Annotated in this window: 15 protein-coding genes; 5 read left to right on the forward strand and 10 right to left on the reverse strand. The window is 67.8% G+C overall.

Annotated features, from left to right (window positions below):
* Positions 1-32 precede the first annotated feature (32 nt).
* Together ACEU5R_RS10130 and pgi are read left to right on the forward strand one after the other, a co-directional pair.
* On the forward strand, positions 33-1,424 hold the full coding sequence (locus tag ACEU5R_RS10130; RefSeq protein ID WP_392410042.1) for a phosphomannomutase/phosphoglucomutase: 1,392 nt from the start codon (positions 33-35) through the stop codon (positions 1,422-1,424).
* A gap of 10 nt (positions 1,425-1,434) precedes the next feature.
* Positions 1,435-2,994 (forward strand): glucose-6-phosphate isomerase, encoded by a 1,560-nt coding sequence (gene pgi / locus ACEU5R_RS10135; protein WP_392410043.1) that lies wholly within the window; start codon positions 1,435-1,437, stop codon positions 2,992-2,994.
* Positions 2,995-3,039: 45 nt separating this feature from the next.
* On the opposite strand, the gene ACEU5R_RS10140 is transcribed toward pgi, so the two are convergent.
* The 10 genes from ACEU5R_RS10140 to coq7 form a co-directional block, all read right to left on the reverse strand.
* Complete coding sequence (locus tag ACEU5R_RS10140; RefSeq protein ID WP_392410044.1) at positions 3,040-4,173, reverse strand: glycosyltransferase family 4 protein; 1,134 nt, start codon at positions 4,171-4,173, stop codon at positions 3,040-3,042.
* Entirely contained in the window at positions 4,170-5,327 is a 1,158-nt protein-coding gene (locus tag ACEU5R_RS10145; RefSeq protein ID WP_392410045.1) for a glycosyltransferase family 4 protein, read from the reverse strand. Before ACEU5R_RS10145 ends, ACEU5R_RS10140 begins: the two co-directional genes overlap by 4 nt.
* Positions 5,324-6,439: a glycosyltransferase family 4 protein gene (locus ACEU5R_RS10150; RefSeq protein WP_392410046.1), complete on the reverse strand. Its 1,116-nt coding sequence runs from the start codon at positions 6,437-6,439 to the stop codon at positions 5,324-5,326. Before ACEU5R_RS10150 ends, ACEU5R_RS10145 begins: the two co-directional genes overlap by 4 nt.
* Positions 6,440-6,444: 5 nt before the next feature.
* On the reverse strand, positions 6,445-8,358 hold the full coding sequence (gene asnB, locus ACEU5R_RS10155) for an asparagine synthase (glutamine-hydrolyzing) (protein WP_103271094.1): 1,914 nt from the start codon (positions 8,356-8,358) through the stop codon (positions 6,445-6,447).
* Between the two features lie 47 nt (positions 8,359-8,405).
* Positions 8,406-9,551, reverse strand: a complete 1,146-nt coding sequence (locus ACEU5R_RS10160; RefSeq protein ID WP_392410047.1) for a glycosyltransferase family 4 protein — start codon at positions 9,549-9,551, stop codon at positions 8,406-8,408.
* Positions 9,552-10,901, reverse strand: coding sequence for a murein biosynthesis integral membrane protein MurJ (murJ, locus tag ACEU5R_RS10165; RefSeq protein WP_392410048.1), 1,350 nt, complete (start codon positions 10,899-10,901; stop codon positions 9,552-9,554). It lies immediately after the preceding gene.
* Position 10,902: 1 nt separating this feature from the next.
* Positions 10,903-11,928, reverse strand: a complete 1,026-nt coding sequence (locus tag ACEU5R_RS10170) for an SDR family oxidoreductase (RefSeq protein WP_103271097.1) — start codon at positions 11,926-11,928, stop codon at positions 10,903-10,905.
* 14 nt (positions 11,929-11,942) lie between these two features.
* Entirely contained in the window at positions 11,943-13,220 is a 1,278-nt protein-coding gene (gene tviB, locus ACEU5R_RS10175) for a Vi polysaccharide biosynthesis UDP-N-acetylglucosamine C-6 dehydrogenase TviB (protein WP_392410049.1), read from the reverse strand.
* Positions 13,221-13,327: 107 nt separating this feature from the next.
* Positions 13,328-14,431, reverse strand: coding sequence for a glycosyltransferase (locus tag ACEU5R_RS10180; RefSeq protein WP_103271099.1), 1,104 nt, complete (start codon positions 14,429-14,431; stop codon positions 13,328-13,330).
* Between the two features lie 805 nt (positions 14,432-15,236).
* Positions 15,237-15,902: a 2-polyprenyl-3-methyl-6-methoxy-1,4-benzoquinone monooxygenase gene (gene coq7, locus ACEU5R_RS10185; RefSeq protein WP_392410050.1), complete on the reverse strand. Its 666-nt coding sequence runs from the start codon at positions 15,900-15,902 to the stop codon at positions 15,237-15,239.
* A 120-nt stretch (positions 15,903-16,022) separates the two neighbouring features.
* Here coq7 and ACEU5R_RS10190 point away from each other — a divergent pair, with 120 nt between their 5' ends.
* From ACEU5R_RS10190 to ACEU5R_RS10200, 3 genes are all read left to right on the forward strand, one after another.
* The gene (locus tag ACEU5R_RS10190) at positions 16,023-16,463 is read left to right on the forward strand and encodes an OsmC family protein (RefSeq protein WP_103271101.1); all 441 of its coding nucleotides are present in this window, start codon (positions 16,023-16,025) and stop codon (positions 16,461-16,463) included.
* A 135-nt stretch (positions 16,464-16,598) separates the two neighbouring features.
* Positions 16,599-17,570, forward strand: a complete 972-nt coding sequence (locus ACEU5R_RS10195) for a thymidylate synthase (RefSeq protein ID WP_392410051.1) — start codon at positions 16,599-16,601, stop codon at positions 17,568-17,570.
* A 552-nt stretch (positions 17,571-18,122) separates the two neighbouring features.
* The coding region (locus tag ACEU5R_RS10200) for an MHYT domain-containing protein (RefSeq protein WP_392410052.1) at positions 18,123-18,490 on the forward strand (368 nt) is incomplete at its 3' end.

The raw sequence follows: 18,490 nt of genomic DNA on the forward strand, positions 1-18,490 counted from the left end.
CCCTAGGCCTTCCCGCCGCCAAAGGATTCCGCATGGGCGCCACCACGCCATTCCCCGCTTCGGTATTCAAGGCCTACGACATCCGCGGCACCGTGCCCGACCTGATCGACGCTGGCTTCGCCCGCGCGCTGGGCGCGGCGCTGGCGGTACGCGCCCGCGAGGCCGGCATCCAGACGTTGGTCGTGGGTCGCGACGGCCGGCTCAGCAGCGAAATGCTGTCGACGGCGCTGCAGGAAGGCATGCTGGAACAAGGCATCGATACGCTCGATATCGGCCAGGTGCCCACGCCGCTGGTGTATTTCGCCGCGCACACCATGCAGACCGGTTCGGGCGTGGCTATCACCGGCAGCCACAACCCGCCCAAGTACAACGGCTTCAAGATGATGATGGGCGGCCGCGCCCTGTATGGCGAGGACGTGCAGGAACTAGCGCGCGTCATGAACGGCGGCGCGGCGCCCGTCGCCGCGCATCCCGGCACGCGCCGGCAACTGGACCTGGTGCAGGCCTATGTCGCGCGCGTGGCCAGCGGCGTGAAACTCGCCCGCCCCATGAAGATCGCCATCGACTGCGGCAATGGCGTGGCTGGCGCCGTGGCGCCGCAGCTGTTCCGCGCACTCGGCTGCGAAGTGACCGAGCTGTTCTGCGAGGTGGACGGCACCTTTCCCAATCACCATCCCGATCCTGCCGAACCCAAGAACCTGCGCGACCTGATCGACTGCGTGGCCAATACCGACTGTGAACTGGGCCTGGCCTTCGACGGCGACGGCGACCGGCTGGGCGTGGTCACGAAGTCCGGCCAGATCATCTGGCCCGACCGCCAGCTGGTGCTGTTCGCGCGCGACGTGCTGGACCGCAATCCCGGCGCCACCATCATCTACGACGTGAAATGCAGCCGGCATGTGGGCCTGTCGGTACAGGCCGCCGGCGGCCAGCCGATGATGTGGAAGACCGGCCATTCCCTGGTCAAGGCCAAGCTCGCGGAAACCGGCGCGCCGCTGGCCGGCGAGATGAGCGGCCACATCTTCTTCAAGGAACGCTGGTACGGCTTCGACGACGGCCTGTACACCGGCGCGCGCCTGCTGGAAATCGTGTCGCGCCACGCCGACGCCTGCGCGCCGCTCGAAGCCCTGCCGCAAGATGTGTCCACCCCGGAACTGAAGCTGGAGATGGAGGAAGGCCAGCCGTTCACGCTGGTGTGCGCACTGCAGGACCACGGCCAGTTCCCTGGCGCAAGCCGGGTCGTCACCATCGACGGCGTGCGCGCCGAGTATCCGGACGGTTTCGGGCTGGCGCGCCCGTCGAATACCACGCCAGTGGTGGTGCTGCGTTTCGAGGCGCAGAGCGCCGAGGCGCTGGCCCGCATCCAAGCCGATTTCCGACGCGAACTGGCCAAACTGGCGCCAGAAGCCGTCCTGCCATTCTAGAATCAGCCCCATGTCACTGCCCGACAGCCCCGCCTGGAAGACCTTCGCCGCAGCCGCCCGCAGCGCCTCGCGCAGCGGAGAGCGACTGCGAGTCATCGATGCTCCCGGATTGCGACTGGACCTCAGCGCCCAGGCCCAATCATCCGAACTGGCGCAAGCGGCCGACGCCCTGCTGCGGCAGCAGGACTTCGAGGAGGCGCGCGCGCGGCTGTTCGACGGGGGCAACGCCAACTGGACAGAACGACGCCCCGCCTGGCACACAGCGCTGCGCGCCGGCGTTCCGCCCGCGATGGTCGCGCACGCCGTGCAGTCCGAACGAGATCGCGTGCGCCAGTTCGTGCGCGACGCCGACGCCGCTGGCCGCTATTCCAGCGTGCTGCACCTGGGCATCGGCGGCAGCGATTGGGGCCCAAGGCTGATCACACGCGCGCTGCGTCACGGAGGCGCTCGGCGCGAGGTGCGCTTCGCCTCGAACGTGGACTCACACTCCGTCGCCGACGCCATGAGCCGGCTGGATCCGCACGACACGCTGGTGATCGTCGCCTCCAAGTCCTTCACCACCACCGAACCGCTGGCGAATGCCGAAGTCGCCATGAACTGGCTGCGGGACGCGGGCGTGGCCGACCCGATCAAGCAGGTCGTGGCCATCACCGCCAACGTCGAGGCGGCGTTGAACCTGGGCATTTCTCCCGACCATATCTTCCAGATCTGGGACTGGGTGGGCGGCCGCTATTCACTGTGGTCGGCCATCGGCCTGCCCGTGGCGCTGGCGCTGGGCAATGACACCTTCGACCAGCTGCTGGCAGGCGCGGCGGCCATGGACGAACATTTCCGCAACGCGCCCGCCACCGAGAACGCGCCACTGCAGCTGGCGCTCGCCGGCGTGGTGAACCGCAACGTGCTGGGTTATGACTCGCTGGTCATCTCGCCCTACGACTCGCGCCTGCACCATCTGGTGCCCTGGGCGCAGCAGCTGGAAATGGAATCGCTGGGCAAGGTCGCCACGGCCGACGGCAGTCCCGTCGGCATGCCGACCGGGCCTGCTGTCTGGGGCATGCCGGGCACGGACTGCCAGCATACATTCTTCCAATGGCTGCACCAGGACGCCGCCGGCGCGCCGGTGGATTTCATCCTGTGCGAGCAGCCAGATCACGCCTATGCGCGCAATCACGAACTGCTGATCGCCAACTGCCTGGCGCAGCGTTCGGCGCTGCTGCGCGGCAAGACCTTCGAGGAAGCGCTGGCCGAGACCTCGACCAAGGAAAGCGACCCCGGCCGCGCCCGCATCCTGGCGATGCACCTGGTGCATCCCGGCGGCCGGCCTTCCTCGCTGATCGTGTTGCCGCGCCTGGAAGCCTATACGCTGGGGGCGCTGCTGGCGCTCTACGAGCACAAGGTGTTCTCGCAGGGCGTGATCTGGGGCATCAATCCCTTCGACCAATGGGGCGTGGAATTCGGCAAGGCGCTGGCTCGCGGCATCATCCGCGAACTGGACGCGCCGTCGCCCCAGGCCGAGCAGCAGGACCCCTCCACCCGCTACTGGATCGACGCGATCGCGCGGCACTCCTGACCCGCCGCTGCACATAGCCGGGCGCGCAACGTGCCCGGCCCTTCATCAAGCGCTCAATGCGTCGTATAGATCGACGTGTATGCGCGCCACGCGCTCGATATTGAATTCGCGCTCGGCCAGGGCGCGTCCCGCCGCGCCCATCGCGTGGCGCAGCGCCGGATCGGCCGCCAGCCTGGCGATTGCGTCCGCCAGCGCGCCGGCGTCGCGCACCGGCACAAGCAGACCAGTCTTGCCCGGTTCGATCGCATCGCGGCAGCCAGGCACGTCGGTCGTGACCACGGCCCGTCCGCAGGCCGCCGCCTCGATCAGCGACTTCGGCAGCCCCTCGCGATAGGACGGCAGCACCGCGACATGCGAGGCGGCGTAAAGCGCCGGCACGTCGCTGCGTTCGCCCAGGGCCTGGACACAGCCCTCCGTCTGCCACGCCTCGACATCCTGCGGGGTCGCCGAGGCGGGATTGCCCGCGTCCACGCCGCCCACCAGGCGCATGGACACAGGCACGCCGCGCGCGCGCAGCAGCCGCGCCGCTTCCACGAATTCATTCACGCCCTTGTCGCGCAGCAGGCGCGCCACCATGGTGACGACGACCGGCGGCTCGGGGGGCTCGGGCGATGCCCGGTACTCAGCCAGATCGACCCCGGCCCCGCGGATCATCACGACCTGTTCGTCGCGCACGGCTCCCAGGGACTTCAACAGATCCCGGTCGCTCGCGTTCTGGAAAATCACCCGGCTGTTGCCATGCCCCAGCGCGATCCGGTACAGGCGCGCCACCACGGCGCGCACGAGCCGCATCTTCAACGAGTTCGACAGGAACACGAACCCCAGGCCGGAAATCGCCGCGACCATGCCCGGCACCCGGGCGATGCGCGCGGCGATGCCGCCATACAGCACCGGCTTGATCGTCACCAGATGCACCACCTGCGGCCGCAGGCGGCGGAACAGACGGATCAGCGCCAGCAGGGTGCCCAGCTCCTGCAACGGATGCTTGCCGCTGCGCGTCATGGGAATGGCGTGGTGCGTCATGCCCAGGGCCTGGATATCGGCCACGGCCGGCCCGTCCATGGTGGCCACGTGCACGTCATAGCCGGCGCGCTGCGCGGCCAGGGCCACGGGCAGGCGATGCGACATGAAGAACGCCGGATTGTTGACCACGAACAGCAAGCGACGTCCGGCGCTCATGCCTGATCTCCAGAAATGCGGCGCCACACCGCGATGTATTGCTCGACCATGCGCGCGAGGCTGAAATTGGCCAGCACCCGCGCGCGCCCCGCCTCGCCGGCCCGACGGCCGCCGCGCGCGGCCACCTCGCCCAGCCCGGCCTCGATGCCGCGCGCCAGGGCCTCGGGCTGCTCGGGCGGCACCACGATGCCCGTCTCGCCGACGATGAAGGCGGCGTCGCCCACGTCCGTCACCACGCAATAGGCGGAGCAGGCCATGGCTTCGGCCACCACGTTGGGAAAGCCTTCCGCGCAACTGGACAGCACGTGCACGTCCAGGCCGTTCATCACCGCCGGCACATCGTCGCTGGGGCCGGCCAGCACGATACGCTCGGCCAGGCCCAGCCGTTCGATCAAAGCGGCCAGCTCGGCGTTCTCGCCGGTCATGCCGCGCCCCACCAGCACGCAGCGCAGGCCCGCATCGCGGCCGTCGCGCACCAGCGCGGCCACCGCGCGCAGCAGGTTGGCGTGGTCCTTGAGCGGATCCCAGCGCGCCACGCAGCCGATCAGCGGCGCGTCCGCCGGCACATTCCAGTGCTGCCGCATACGCGCTCCGGCCTGCGCGTCGGGCGCGTAGCGCGACAGGTCATAACCGTTGGAGATCACCGTCATGCGATCGCGCCGATAGCCCTTCGCGGCATGGCGCTCGGCCGCATCCTGCGCCGCGCACACGATGGCGCGCGGCACCCGGCGCGACAGGAAGGCGCAGGCGCGCAGCACCATCCGCGCCGACCGGCTGCTGCGTTCCAGATGCGCGCCGGAATTGCGTATGCCCCAGGCGATCGCGCGCACGCCGGCCAGACGCGCGGCCAGGCCGCCGATCAGGTCGGCGTGATACATCCAGGTCTGCACCGCGTCGGGCCGCTTGCCGGCGATCAGGCGCCGCAGGGCCAGGAACCCGCCCAGGCTGACGCGGCCGCGCGGCATGCCCAGCGCATGGACCTCGATGCCGGCGGCGCGCAGGCGCTCGCCGTAGATGCCCTCATCGGTCAGGGAGACGACCACATGCTCCACCGGCTCGTCGGCATGGGTGGCCAGACGGAACAGCACCGACTCGGCGCCGCCCTGCCCCAGGCCCGTGATCACGTGCAACACACGCAGCGGCCGGGCGCTCATGGCCGCGCTCCCCGCACCGCGTCGAACAGCGCATCCCATTCGGACAGCACGCTGGCCAGGGCATAGCGCTGGCGCACGGCCTGCGCGCCACGCGCGCCCAGCTGCGTGCGCAGCGCCTGGTCTTCCAGCAGGCGCCGCAGCGCGTCGCGCAAGGCGCCGCGCTCGCCTGCCGGCACCAGCAGCGCATCCTGGCCATCACGCGTCATTTCGCGCGGACCGCTGGGGCAGTCGAACGCCACGCTGGGCAGGCCCAGCGCCATCGCTTCGAGCAGCACGTTCGGAAATCCCTCCACCGCCGAGCTGAGCACGAAGGCCTGCCCCTGCGCCAGGGCCTCCCAGGGCGTCTCCGTGCGTCCCGGCAGGCTGATCCGCTCTTGCAGCCCCAGGCGCGCGACCTGGCTTTCCAGCGCGGCGCGTTGCGGCCCTTCGCCCCAGATGCGCAGGTTCCAATCGGGAAAGCGCGGCGCCAGTTCGGCATAGACGTCGATCAGCAGATCGAACTGCTTGTCCGGCACCAGCCGCCCCATCGCCAACAGCTCGCGCGGACCGTCGTCGCGCTGCGCGACCAGCGGCGCGTCGAGCAGGGGCGCAGGCAAGGGATTGGGAATCACCGCCAGCCGCTTGATGCCTGGCACCTGCCTGGCGAACGGTCCGGCGGTGGCCTCTGCCTGCACGGTCACCATATCGGCGCGCGGGTACAACAGGCGCCGCAAGCGGCGCCATACCTGCCCGGTGGTGGTGTCAACGGTGGGATTGGTGCGCTCGCAGACGATCAGCGGCGCGCGCAGCCCGCGCGTCGCCAGGATGGCGGCGACGTTGACATTGGTCAGGAAGGACACGACCACATCGGGCCGGGTATCACGCACATGCCGGCGCAGCGTCAGCAGGCGCTTGAACGCGGCGACCGCGCCCGACGCGCGCGTGCCCGCCAGGTCGGCCAGCCAGGCCAGCCGCACCTTGTCCGACAGCGGATAGAAGCAACTGCCCTTGGACGAGTACGTGGGCGTGAGCGTGACCTCGTCGCCACGCTCGGCCCAGGCATTGACCAGCGTCGCGGCGACGCGCTCGGCGCCACCCGCGTGCATGGAGCTGACCAGCATCAGTATCTTCATGGGCCTCATGCCCCTCGCGCGGCGCCGCGATAGCGGTCGAGCCAGGCCTGCATCATCAGCACGCCCCACAGATGGCTGTCCCAGTTGCGGTGGCCGGACACATGCTCGCGCCACTTGCGCAGAATCGGTTCGGGCTCGAACCAGCCTTCCTGGCGCAGCCGCGCCGGATCCAGCAGCGCCTCGGCCCAGTCGCGCAGCGGTCCGCGCAACCAGGCGGCCAGCGGCACGGCGAAACCGCGCTTGGGACGGTCCACCAGCGCTTGAGGGACATGGCGGTGCAGCACCTGGCGCAGCAGCCACTTGCCGGTGCCGCCGCGCACCTTGTACTGGTGCGGCAGGCTCCAGGCGAATTCGTAGACGCGGTGATCGATCAGCGGCACGCGGGTTTCCAGACTGACCGCCATGGCCGCGCGGTCCACCTTGACCAGGATGTCGTCGGGCAGGTAGGTGACCGTGTCCAGCTTCATCATGGACTCGAAGGTCGATCCCTGCATGGCGCGCGCGAACTCGGACTCGGGCTCGACGCCGCCCTTGACCACGCGGCCCGGATCCGACCAATAGGACACGAACAGGCGGTAGAACTCGCCACGCGTATCGGCGCGCAGCAACTCGCCCAGCTTGCCGACCTTGCCGCGCCACGCGCCCTTGCCGGGCAAATGCGTGGACGCGCTCAACAGGGCGCCGGCCGGATGGCGCAGGAAAGCGGGCATGCGCTCGCATTTCTGCCACCAGTTGTTGACACGGAAATAGCGCGAATAGCCGCCGAACAGCTCGTCGCCGCCGTCGCCGGACAGCGCCACGGTCACGTGCTGGCGTGCCATCTTCGTCACCAGCGACGTCGGAATCTGCGAGGAATCGGCAAACGGTTCGTCATACATGTCCGCCAGCGTCGGCACCACCGCCAGCGCATCCTCGGCGGTGACATACAGCTCGGTATGGTCGGTGCCCAGGTGGGTGGCGACAGCCTTGGCGTGCTGCGCCTCGTCGTAGCCCTTTTCGTGAAAGCCGATGGCGAAGGTGCGCACGGGCTGGGCGCTCTGCGCCTGCATCAGCGCGACGATGGTGGACGAATCGATGCCGCCCGACAGGAAGGCGCCCAGGCTGACATCGGACAGCATCTGCCCGCCGACAGCCTTGGAGAGCACGCCCTCCAGCGCATCGACGGCCTGCGCGTCGGACTCGAACGCCAGCAGCGAGCGCGCGGCGGTGTCGGCGGCGTCGCGCGCCGACCAGTACACGCGCGGCTCCGGCATGCGGCGGCTGCGGGTGTCGTCGGCGGTGAACTCGATCCAGGTGCCGGGCGGCAGCTTAGCGATGCCCGCGTAGATCGATTGCGGCGCCGGAATGTAGTTGTGCCGCATGTACGACGCCAGCGCGTTGCGGTTCAGCTCCTGGCCGAATCCCGGCACCGGCGTCAGCCCCTTCAGTTCCGACGCGAACACCAGGTCCGCGCCCGAATAGCCGTAGTACAGCGGCTTTTCGCCCATGCGGTCGCGCGCCAGCACCAGCTTGCGCGCGGCACGATCCCACAGCGCGATGGCGAACATGCCGACCGCCGCCTGCAGCGTGGCCTCGATGCCCAGCGCCGAAAAGCCGGCCAGCAAGGTCTCGGTGTCGGAGTGCCCGCGCCACGACGGCGCCAGCGCCGACTGCTCGAGCTGCTTGCGCATGTCCAGGTGGTTGTAGATCTCGCCGTTGAAGACCATCACGTAGCGTCCGCAGGCCGACACCATGGGCTGGTGGCCGGCTTCCGTCAGGTCCTGGATGGCCAGGCGCACGTGCGCCAGCGCCAGCTCGGCGCCAGCATCCTCCCAGAAGCCATTGCTGTCGGGTCCGCGGTGGCGGATGCGGCGGCAGCTTTCCGCCAGCACCTGCGACTTGTCCGCCAAGGGGCCCCAAATTCCGACTATTCCGCACATGATCAGGTTCTCGTGGTCACCATATCGCGACGGCGCTGCGTGGCGGCCTAACGGCCCGCCCGCGTCACGCCGTCAAAAAGTTCTTCCCAGCGGGCCAACACCCGGTTGGCCGAAAAACGGTCGCGCACATCGGTCGCGGCGGCCGCCATGCGCGCACGCATCGCGTCATCGCCCATGACCGCGTCCAGCGCCGCGCACAACGCAGGCACGTCGCCGTTGGGCCGCACCAGCACGCCATCGACGCCATCGCGCACGACCTCGCGCGGCCCTGTATCGCAATCGAAACAAACGGCGGCCAGGCCGCTGGCCATGGATTCGAGCAGCGTATTCGACAAGCCCTCGAACCGCGATGTCAGGACGTAGAGATCCGCGCTCGCGTACCAATCGCCCACATTGCCGACGCGGCCGGGCATCCACACTCGGTCCTGCATCCCGGACTGGCGCAGTTGTGCTTCCAGCGCGGCGCGTTCGCCGCCCTCGCCCAGGATAACCAGATCCCAGTCGGGATGCGCGGACGCCAGCTGCTCGAAAGCCTGGATCAACAGATCAAAGCCCTTGTCCTGGTGCAGCCGCCCCACCGCCAGCAGGCGGCGGCGTCCAGGCCTGGGCTCGGGGTACTTGCGCGGCTCGGCCTGCGGCAACGGCCAATGCACCGGGTTGGGGATCACTGCCAGCCGTGAGCCGGGCACGTGCGTTTCGATCCAGGCTGCGGTGCCGCTTGTCAGCGCCACCACGCGCGCGGCCTTCGGATAGGTCCAGCGGCGAAGACGCTGCCAGAAGCCAGACATGGCCTGCGACGGCGGATGCGTGTGCTCGGTGGCGATGACGCGGCACCCGAGACCGGCGCCGGCGATCACCGACAGCACGGATGCCGTGGTCATCATGCCCAGGACGATATCGGGACGGAATTCACGTATCACGCGGCGCAGCGCGCGCACGCGCCGCACATTGCTCCAGATGCCCCGCAAACCGCCGCCCTCGCCCACGGTGTTGAGCACCGCCCTGCTCACCTTGGGATCCAGCGCATAAGCGTCGTCTTCCTTGCCGGCCTGGGTCACGACCATGACGTCGCGCCCTGCCCGCGCCCAATGCGCGCTCAGGTCCACGGCCACCCGCTCGGCGCCGCCGCCGTGCAACGAATGAATGAACAGCAGCACGCGCTGCGGGCGGGAGGCGCTTTGAAGGGCGGGCATTCAGTCGGCCTTTTCGGGTTCGGCGCGGCGCAAGGCCACGGCCAGATAGCAGGCAAAGGACAGCAGGTACATCAGGCTGGTCGCCAGCATGATGCCGGCCGCGCCCATGCGAGGCGCCAGCACGGCGTTCAGCGCCGCCTTCAGCGCAAAGTTGGCGACGGCAATGCCGGACATGAGGCGATAGCGGTTCTGGCTCGCCAGCAACTGCACCAGGATCAGCACGCCAAAATAGAACGGCAGTTGCAGCAGCCCCCAGCGCAGCACCTGCGCCACGGCCTGGGTATTCTCCGCCGTAAAGGCGCCGCGCTGGAACAGCACCGAAACGCCCCAGGGCGCCAGCAGCCAGCCCAATGCCACCGCGCCGGCGCCGGCCAGCACCATCAGCAGCGACCACTTCAATGCCATGGACCGCGCACGCGCGGTATCGCCGCGACTCTGCACGTCTGCAAGCACCGGCAGCGCGGCACGACCGACCGACACCGCGCCGATGCCCAGGATCAAGGACAGCAACCGGCTGGCGTAGCCCAGCGTCGCGTTGGCGTTGGCCCCCAGATTGGCGGCGGCATACTGGTCCAGCGGGCCGACAAAGCTCATCGCCACCTGGCCGATCAGCATCACGCCGGCGGCGCCCATCAATTCCGGCCAGTGCGGCGAGCGCAAGGTAACGCGTGGCGCCCCCCAGAATCCGGTATCGGCCCGCGCGGCCAGCCAGGCGAGCCAGACCGTCTGGATGGCGTAGCCAACGAGAGTGCCCCACAGCAGCGGGCCGACGCCATCGGCGCTGACCGCCAGCATGACCCATGCCAGCGTGGCGACGGCGGGCACGCTGTCCAGCAGCGTGTTGACGTGCCGCTCATGGGCGCGCAGGCGCGCGGCGCTGATGCCGGCCACCAGCAGCAATGCCGAGACCGGCGCGAACGCCACCAGCAGATCGCCTGTCATGGCGCGCACCTGCGGCGACAGCCCGCCACCCAGCCAATCCAGCGCATAAGGCCAGGCCAGCCAGGTCAGCAGCGCGAGCGCGATCCCGGCGGCCAGTACCCAGCCCTGCAGTTCACGGATGAAATCATCCCGCTCAGCGCGCTCTGCGCGGCGCAGGCGCACCAGCACGGGTATCAGCACCACCGACAGCACGCCCACGATGGTGACCGGCAGCCAGGTCGCCATGGTCATGGTGAACTGGTAGGCATCGACCGCGTCGCTGACGCCATAGCGGTAGGCCACCGCCATTTCCTTGACGGCGCCCGCGGCCTTGCCAAGCAGCAGGAACACCGCCACCCGGAACGCGCCTTTGAAGATACGCTGGTGGTCCGGGTGGATGTTGCCGAGTTTGCGGATGAGTGCTTTCAAATCAACGCAGGAATTGCGTATACCAGGGCATTGCCTCGTCCAGCCCCTGCAGCACGGTGTGCGTGGGCTGATAACCGAGCAGGCGGCCAGCCTTGCTGACGTCGGCCTGCGAATGGCGCACGTCGCCGGCGCGGAATTCGCCATACTTGGCCGGCTTGGCATAGGCCACGCCCTGGCGGCCCAGCGCCTGCACCAGGAAGCCGAACAGGTCGTTCAGCGTGCTGCGGCCGCTGACGGCGACGTTGTACACCTGGTTGCGCCCCTCTTGCGGCGCCATCGCGGCCAGCAGGTTGGCCTGCACGGCGTTGGCGACGAAGCAGAAGTCCCGGCTGGTCTCGCCGTCGCCGTTGATGACCACATCGTCGCCCTTGATCATGGCCGCGGTCCACTTCGGGATCACGGCGGCGTAGGCGCCATCCGGATCCTGGCGCTTGCCGAAGACGTTGAAATAACGCAGGCCGACCGTCTCGAAACCATACGAGCGCGCGAACACGTCCGCATAGAGTTCGTTGACATACTTGGTCACGGCGTACGGCGACAGCGGATTGCCGATATTCTCTTCCACCTTGGGCAGCGCGGGATGGTCGCCATAGGTGGAACTGGACGCCGCGTACACGAACGACTTGACCTGCGCGTCGCGCGCGGCCACCAGCACGTTCAGGAAGCCGCCGACGTTCACGTCGTTGGTGGTGATGGGATCCTTCAGCGAGCGCGGCACCGAACCCAGCGCGGCCTGATGCAGTACGAAATCGACGCCCTGCACCGCGCGCTGGCAGGCAGCCAGGTCACGGATATCGCCCTCGATGAACGTAAAGCGCGCCCATTGTTCGGGCGACACGCTGGCGCGCACTTCGTCCAGATTGCGCTGATGGCCGGTGGCGAAGTTGTCCAGGCCGGTGACGGTCTGGCCCAGCTTCAACAAGGTTTCCAGCAAGTTGGAGCCGATGAAGCCGGCGCAGCCGGTCACCAGCCACTTGCGCGGCGCGGCCACCAGGTCCTGGGAGATGCTTTCGTATCGGGTGCTCATGCCAGGATCTCCTCTTACAGGCGCAGATCGGATTCGGCGGGCGAGAGCACGTACTTCAGGTCGTACAGGATGTGCTCGGGCTTGCCCAGCTTGCGGATCTCGGCCGCGCCCATGTCGGCGAACTGGCGATGCGCCACGGCCAGGATCACGGCGTCATACTTGCCGGCTTCCGGCTTGGCCACCGGCGTGATGCCGTATTCATGCACGGCTTCCTGCGGATCGACCCACGGGTCGTACACATCCACGTCCACGTTGTAGTCGCCCAGTTCCTTGACGATGTCGACGATGCGGGTGTTGCGCAGGTCCGGGCAGTTTTCCTTGAAGGTCAGGCCCATCACCAGCACGCGCGCGCCTTGCACATGGATGCGACGCTTGGTCATGGACTTGACCAGCTGCGACACCACGTAGCCGCCCATGGAGTCGTTCAGGCGACGGCCCGCGAGGATGATCTCGGGGTGGTAGCCGATGGACTGCGCCTTGTGCGTCAGGTAGTAGGGATCCACGCCGATGCAGTGGCCGCCCACCAGGCCCGGACGGAACGGCAGGAAGTTCCACTTGGTGCCGGCGGCCTTGAGCACGGCCTCTGTGTCGATGCCCATCTTGTTGAAGATCAGGGCCAGCTCGTTGATCAGCGCGATGTTCACGTCGCGCTGGGTGTTCTCGATGACCTTGGCGGCCTCGGCCACGCGGATGCTGGACGCCTTGTGCGTGCCGGCGGTGATGATCTGCTTGTAGAGCTGGTCGACCAGTTCAGCCACTTCAGGGGTGGAACCGGACGTGACTTTCTTGATCGTGCTGACGCGGTGATCCTTGTCGCCCGGGTTGATGCGCTCGGGGCTGTAGCCGGCGTAGAAGTCCACGTTGAACTTCAGGCCCGACACGCGCTCCAGCACCGGCACGCAATCCTCTTCGGTGGCGCCGGGATAGACGGTGGATTCGTAGATCACGATGTCGCCGCGCTTGAGCACGGCGCCGATGGTCTCACTGGCCTTGACCAGCGGCGTCAGGTCGGGCTGCTTGTATTCGTCGATCGGCGTGGGCACGGTGACGATGAAGACGTTGGCCTGGCCCAGCTCGGCGCGGTCGGCCGTGTAGCTCAGTTGCCCGGCTTCGGCCAGCTCGGCATCGCTGACTTCCAGCGTGTGGTCGTGACCGGCCTTCAGGGCGTCGATGCGGCGCGCGTTGATATCGAAGCCGATGACGGAACGCTTCTTGCCGAACTCGACTGCCAGCGGCAGGCCGACATAGCCCAGGCCGACGACGGCGAGCTTCACATCCTGAATACGCAGCATAACTCTCCCTTGGCCATGAAAAGGACATGGCACTTCAAAGACGGTGAAACAATGAGTGTGTTGAGCAATCGGGTTTCCCGGACAAACGCGTCCGGGACCTCAAAGCCTCAATGGGTTTTCAATACCGAAGGCAGCAGCAGCCAACCCGGCCGGCGCCAGGACACCAGGCGCGCATACAGCCAGATGTAGACGCCGGCGAAGACCAGCAGGCTCGCGCCCAGCGCCCAGGCGTTGTCCCACCAGATGGTGGCGGGCACCAGACCGATCAAGGCCAGCACCCACATGTAGGGCGAGGCCAGCGCATTGCACAGCGCCGGCACCGCATGACGGCGGCCGCGGCTGAAGGTCACGCGCACCAGGCGGCGGAACACCAGCTGGTGCAGGTGCAGCGCGTCGGGCTGGTCCACCGGCACGCCGCGTTTGAAGCGGCGGCGCCAGATCGAGAAACCGGTTTCGAATACGGGATAGAACAGCACCGCCAGGGCATAGAACGGCGACACCGATGGATTGCGCACCACCAGCAGCACCGCCAGCTCGGCCAGCATGAAGCCCAGGAAGTACGCGCCGCCGTCGCCCAGGAAGACCCGGCCGAACGGAAAGTTCCAGACCAGGAAGCCCAGCGTGGCCGACGCCAGCGCGGCGGCGATCATGAAGATCGGCATGTCGCCCACCTGCAAGGCCACCAGGCTGATGGACACCGCCATCAGGGTGGCGACCATGCCGGCCAGACCGTTCATGCCGTCGACGATGTTCAGCGCATGGGTACAGCCGCCCACGGCGAACATGGTGAAGACCAGGGATACCGGCCAGAACGACAGCACATAGTCGACCGGCGCCATGCCGACGCGGCTCACGCCGCCCAGCAGCCACCAGGCGATGGCGGCGGAACCGAACGCCGCCAGCAGGCGCTTGCTGGCGCCGATGTCCTTGGTGATGTCTTCGAGCAGGCCCGCGACGAACACGGGCAACGCGGCCACGAACAGCGCCGGCCACAGCCAGGTCAGCGTCATGTTGCTCGGACCCAGCACCAACAGGCCCGCCAGCGTGCCGGCCAGCACCGCCAACCCGCCCACGCGCGGCGTGGCGCGGGAATGGTTCGCTTGCGGCTTGTTGAGATCGCTGTCGCCGGTGAAGGCGCCATGCCAGCGCTCCGACACCACGATGAGTCCCCCCACCATGAACGCGACCACGCAGATGTACAGCCAGGTCACAGAGTCACCTCAGGTTGGTCTATCGAGACAAGCCCGCCATTATCCGGGGCAGGTGTAACGCTCATATATGGCAGCAATAAGGAAGTGCAAATCACCGGGACAGAACGTAACACCCGGCGCCAGGCCACCCATCCGCGTCCGATCCGACCGCCAGGGCGGACGGATGCGGCGAAACCGCGGCATTGCGGCGGCACAATCATCATCGTGTAATTGTAGAGCTTTCCGCCCCGGCGCATGCGAAATCTCCAAGGGAAAACGCGAATATCGATGCGAGGTTCCGACCTGACGTTTTGCTGTCAGCCCTGGTCCTCACCCTAAAATTGGGGACAAATCTGGCGGAAATAAAAAAAAGCCCGAGATCGTGAGATCTCGGGCTAAATCCACCAAAGGAGGAGGGTGGAGGAGACAACCTTGGCATGTTGGGAGCGGCTTTCGCTCGACCTGGCATCCGGGGTTTGCACCGCGCCGTCTGCGTTTCAACATCCGATGAGATGCATAGTACCGATCTTTTTTGTGCGATGCAAGAATTATTTTTAAGCCTGGGATGACGAGCGTGGGACGTTGTGTATTTGCAGCAATGCCTGCCCCCGCACCCCGCAAACCCGCATGAATCAATGATCTACCCGAACGCCGGGTTTTTGCTTAACGGGTTAACCCCTTTCGGGCATACCCTGGTGCATTTCGGGTAATCCCCGATCGAATTTTGCACCAAATCAGTGCCCAGGCACCAATGTGCGGCATTTTTTGCGCACCGCAACAAACGCCGTTCGGATTGCCGCCGCGCATGGCGGCAATCCGATACCGCTCAGATCCAGTATGCCGTCGTGGTCATGATCTTGGACATGGCGCGCATGGCGCCGCGCACCGGCGCGGGCAGCGGCACGCCGCCAGCGGCTTCCGCGCTGGCGCGGTGATGCGCCTCGTCTTCCTTCATCTTGCGCACGATCTGGCGCGAGCGCTCGTCCTGCGGCGGCAAGGTCTGCAGGTGGCCATCGAGGTGGGCTTCGACCTGCCTCTCGGTTTCGGCCATGAAACCCAGGTTGCGCGGCACGCCGGCATAGCTGGCCACCACGCCCAGGGCGTAGGAGCCTGCATACCAGACGGGATTCAACAGACTGGGCCGGCTGCCCAGTTCGCTCAGGCGCTGATTGCACCAGACCAGGTGATCGACCTCTTCGGCCGCCGCTTCCAGCAACAGGGCACGAGCGGCGGGTTCGCGGCAGACCGACGCCTGGCCGCGATACAGCGCCTGGGCGCAGACCTCGCCCACGTGGTTCACCCGCATCAGCCCTGCCGCGTGGCGTTTTTCCTTGTCGGACAGCGCAGTGGGCAGTTCTTCGGCGCTGGCCGGGTTTGGCCGGCCGGCGGTGGCGTTGCCAGACAGCACCCGCAGCGCTCGGTCCGCCTCGGCCAGCAGCGCGTCCAGCGGGCCGGAACGACGCGAAAACAACGGGAAGGGGGCAGCGGGCATGAGCAACTCCTGGAAATCCGGTCGAACGCCCCTTACGCGGGGCGGGACTCTCGTGCTGGAGATTGTACGCAACGGGTATCATCAGCCATTGACTGCGCTCAAGCTCAAGGACACACGCACATGGAATGCACGATCGACTGGGGCGGCCCTTCGGGCATGCTCTTCACCGCCAGCACCGGCAGCGGCCACGTGGCCGTGATGGACGGCGCCGTGGATGGCGGCGGCCACAATCTGGCGCCCCGCCCCATGGAAATGCTGCTGGCCGGCACGGGCGGCTGCACCGCCTATGACGTGGTCCTGATCCTCAAGCGCGGCCGGCACGCCGTGAGCGGCTGCAGCGTCAAGCTCCAGGCCGAACGCGCCGACGCCGATCCCAAGGTCTTCACCCGCATCCACTTCGCCTTCACCGTGACCGGCCGCGACCTGCCCCGCGCCGCGGTCGAGCGCGCGGTGCAGCTGTCGCACGAGAAATACTGCTCGGCCTCGGCCATGCTGGAAAAGACCGCCGAGCTGACCTTCTCGGTCGATATCGTCGACACCCGGGAAGCCGCGGCCGCCTGAGGCCCGCCGTGGCCCTGCCCGCCGGCATGGTGTAATTCAGCCTCCGCACCGTTTATTTTTACCGTCCCGCCGCGACGCGCTCGCGGCGGGACGTCATGCGCCGCCCTGCCCGACAGGATGGCGCCAGGGACCGCCATGAAACAATACCTGGACCTCGTTCAATCCATCCTCGACACCGGCTCGTGGCAGGAGAACCGGACCGGCATACGCACCCTGAGCATGCCTGGGGCCTCGCTGCGCTTCGACCTGCAACAGGGCTTCCCGGCGGTCACCACCAAGAAACTGGCGTTCAAGTCCGCCATCGGCGAGCTGGTGGGCTTCCTGCGCGCCACGCGCAGCGCGGCCGAGTTCCGCGAGCTGGGCTGCAAGGTCTGGGACCAGAATGCCAATGAAAATGCCCAGTGGCTGGCCAATCCCTATCGCGAAGGCCCGGACGACCTGGGTCCGGTGTACGGCGTCCAATGGCGCCAGTGGCCAGCCTACAAGGTGCTCGACGCCGGTCGTCCGGCGCAGATCGCCGACGCCCTGGCGCGCGGCTATGCCAAGGTCGCGGACCTGGACGAAGGCGGCGCTCCCAAGGTGCTGCTCTACAAGGCCGTCGACCAGCTGCGCCAGTGCCTGGACACGATCCATGAGCGCCCCGGCGACCGCCGCATCCTGTTCCACGGCTGGAACTGGGCCCAGATCGAGGAAATGGCGCTGCCGCCCTGCCACCTGCTCTATCAGTTCCTGCCGAACGCCAGCACGCGCGAGATCTCGCTGTGCCTGTACATCCGCTCCAACGACGTCGGCCTGGGCACGCCCTTCAACCTGACCGAGGGCGCGGCGCTGCTGCACCTGGTCGGCCGGCTGACGGGCTACACGCCGCGCTGGTTCACGTATTTCATCGGCGACGCGCACATCTACGAGAATCACTTGCCGATGCTGCGCGAACAACTGAGCCGCACGCCCTTCGAGGCCCCCCGCCTGGTGCTGTCGGACCGCATCCCCGACTTCGCCTCCACCGGCCGCTACGAGCCGGAATGGCTGGAGCGGGTCGAGCCGGGCGATTTCGCGCTGCAAGGCTATACGCACCACGCGCCGCTCACGGCGCCGATGGCGGTGTAGAAGTCCCCCCGAGCGCTACGCGCTCCCCCTCAAGGGGGCGCCGCCGCGGACCGGCAAAGCCGGCTCCGCGCGGCCCCGATAGTGTGAGGCCTTGCCGAATTGACGGTTGTCGCCATGGCGCAGGCTCCTGGCCGGGCGTCCGAATGGCGCGGGGCCGAGCGCGCCGCGCTTGGGCAAGCGCAAGCGGGGCGAAGCTGGGCCGCATCGTGGCCGCGCGAAGTGAAGATTGGTGAGCTTCTGAAAGCCCGTTTTCTGTATAACCCATCCCTTAGCCCCGGACGCGCGTCCAGCATGGCACGCGCCCCGTTGCTGCCGAACGGCCCCTGCTGCGCCGTGCCCGTCGCTCGCCGCGCGACCGGGCGACATCCGGCCTCGCCGGTCGCCCTCGTTGCCCGGCCGCAGCCCCCCGCCCAAAGTAAAGAAAGAGAGTACGTGAATCCCCAGCGTCGACAGCAAGGATTGCCCTGCGGGCTATTTGCAACTGTTGACTACGAATTGATGTGAATTGAGGCCGGCGCGGCGGCGGTATGCGCCCAGGACAGGACCCCAAAAATGCTCGTTGGAACATATAACCCTTCGCTCGTCCTCGTATCCCTAGGGGTCGCCGTCCTGGCGTCGTACACAGCGTTGGGCATGGCGAACCGCGTGCGCGCGGCCAACGGCCTGCCGGCGGCGCGGTACTGGTTGTCGGGCGGCGCGTTCGCGATGGGCATCGGGATCTGGGCCATGCATTTCGTCGGCATGCTGGCCTTCAGCCTGCCCATCGACATGGGCTACGACATTCCCCTGACCCTGCTGTCCCTGGCCATCGCCATCGGCTGCTCGGCATTCGCCTTGTGGACGGTGTGCCGCGACGAACTGTCGCGGGGGGGGGGGGGGGGGGGGGGGGGGGGGGGGGGGGGGGGGGGGGGGGGGGGGGG

The organism is Achromobacter sp. 413638 (genome assembly GCF_043119405.1).
In the GTDB taxonomy this organism is placed as follows: Bacteria; Pseudomonadota; Gammaproteobacteria; order Burkholderiales; family Burkholderiaceae_B; genus Achromobacter.

Bases quoted from the DNA above. Each gene is read 5' to 3' on its own strand.
- ACEU5R_RS10160 (WP_392410047.1), bottom strand. From the start codon at position 9,551: ATGCCCGCCCTTCAAAGCGCCTCCCGCCCGCAGCGCGTGCTGCTGTTC.
- ACEU5R_RS10140 (WP_392410044.1), bottom strand. From the start codon at position 4,173: ATGAGCGCCGGACGTCGCTTGCTGTTCGTGGTCAACAATCCGGCGTTC.
- ACEU5R_RS10190 (WP_103271101.1), top strand. From the start codon at position 16,023: ATGGAATGCACGATCGACTGGGGCGGCCCTTCGGGCATGCTCTTCACC.
- pgi (WP_392410043.1), top strand. From the start codon at position 1,435: ATGTCACTGCCCGACAGCCCCGCCTGGAAGACCTTCGCCGCAGCCGCC.
- ACEU5R_RS10170 (WP_103271097.1), bottom strand. From the start codon at position 11,928: ATGAGCACCCGATACGAAAGCATCTCCCAGGACCTGGTGGCCGCGCCG.
- ACEU5R_RS10150 (WP_392410046.1), bottom strand. From the start codon at position 6,439: ATGAAGATACTGATGCTGGTCAGCTCCATGCACGCGGGTGGCGCCGAG.
- ACEU5R_RS10145 (WP_392410045.1), bottom strand. From the start codon at position 5,327: ATGAGCGCCCGGCCGCTGCGTGTGTTGCACGTGATCACGGGCCTGGGG.
- coq7 (WP_392410050.1), bottom strand. From the start codon at position 15,902: ATGCCCGCTGCCCCCTTCCCGTTGTTTTCGCGTCGTTCCGGCCCGCTG.
- ACEU5R_RS10195 (WP_392410051.1), top strand. From the start codon at position 16,599: ATGAAACAATACCTGGACCTCGTTCAATCCATCCTCGACACCGGCTCG.
- asnB (WP_103271094.1), bottom strand. From the start codon at position 8,358: ATGTGCGGAATAGTCGGAATTTGGGGCCCCTTGGCGGACAAGTCGCAG.
- tviB (WP_392410049.1), bottom strand. From the start codon at position 13,220: ATGCTGCGTATTCAGGATGTGAAGCTCGCCGTCGTCGGCCTGGGCTAT.
- ACEU5R_RS10130 (WP_392410042.1), top strand. From the start codon at position 33: ATGGGCGCCACCACGCCATTCCCCGCTTCGGTATTCAAGGCCTACGAC.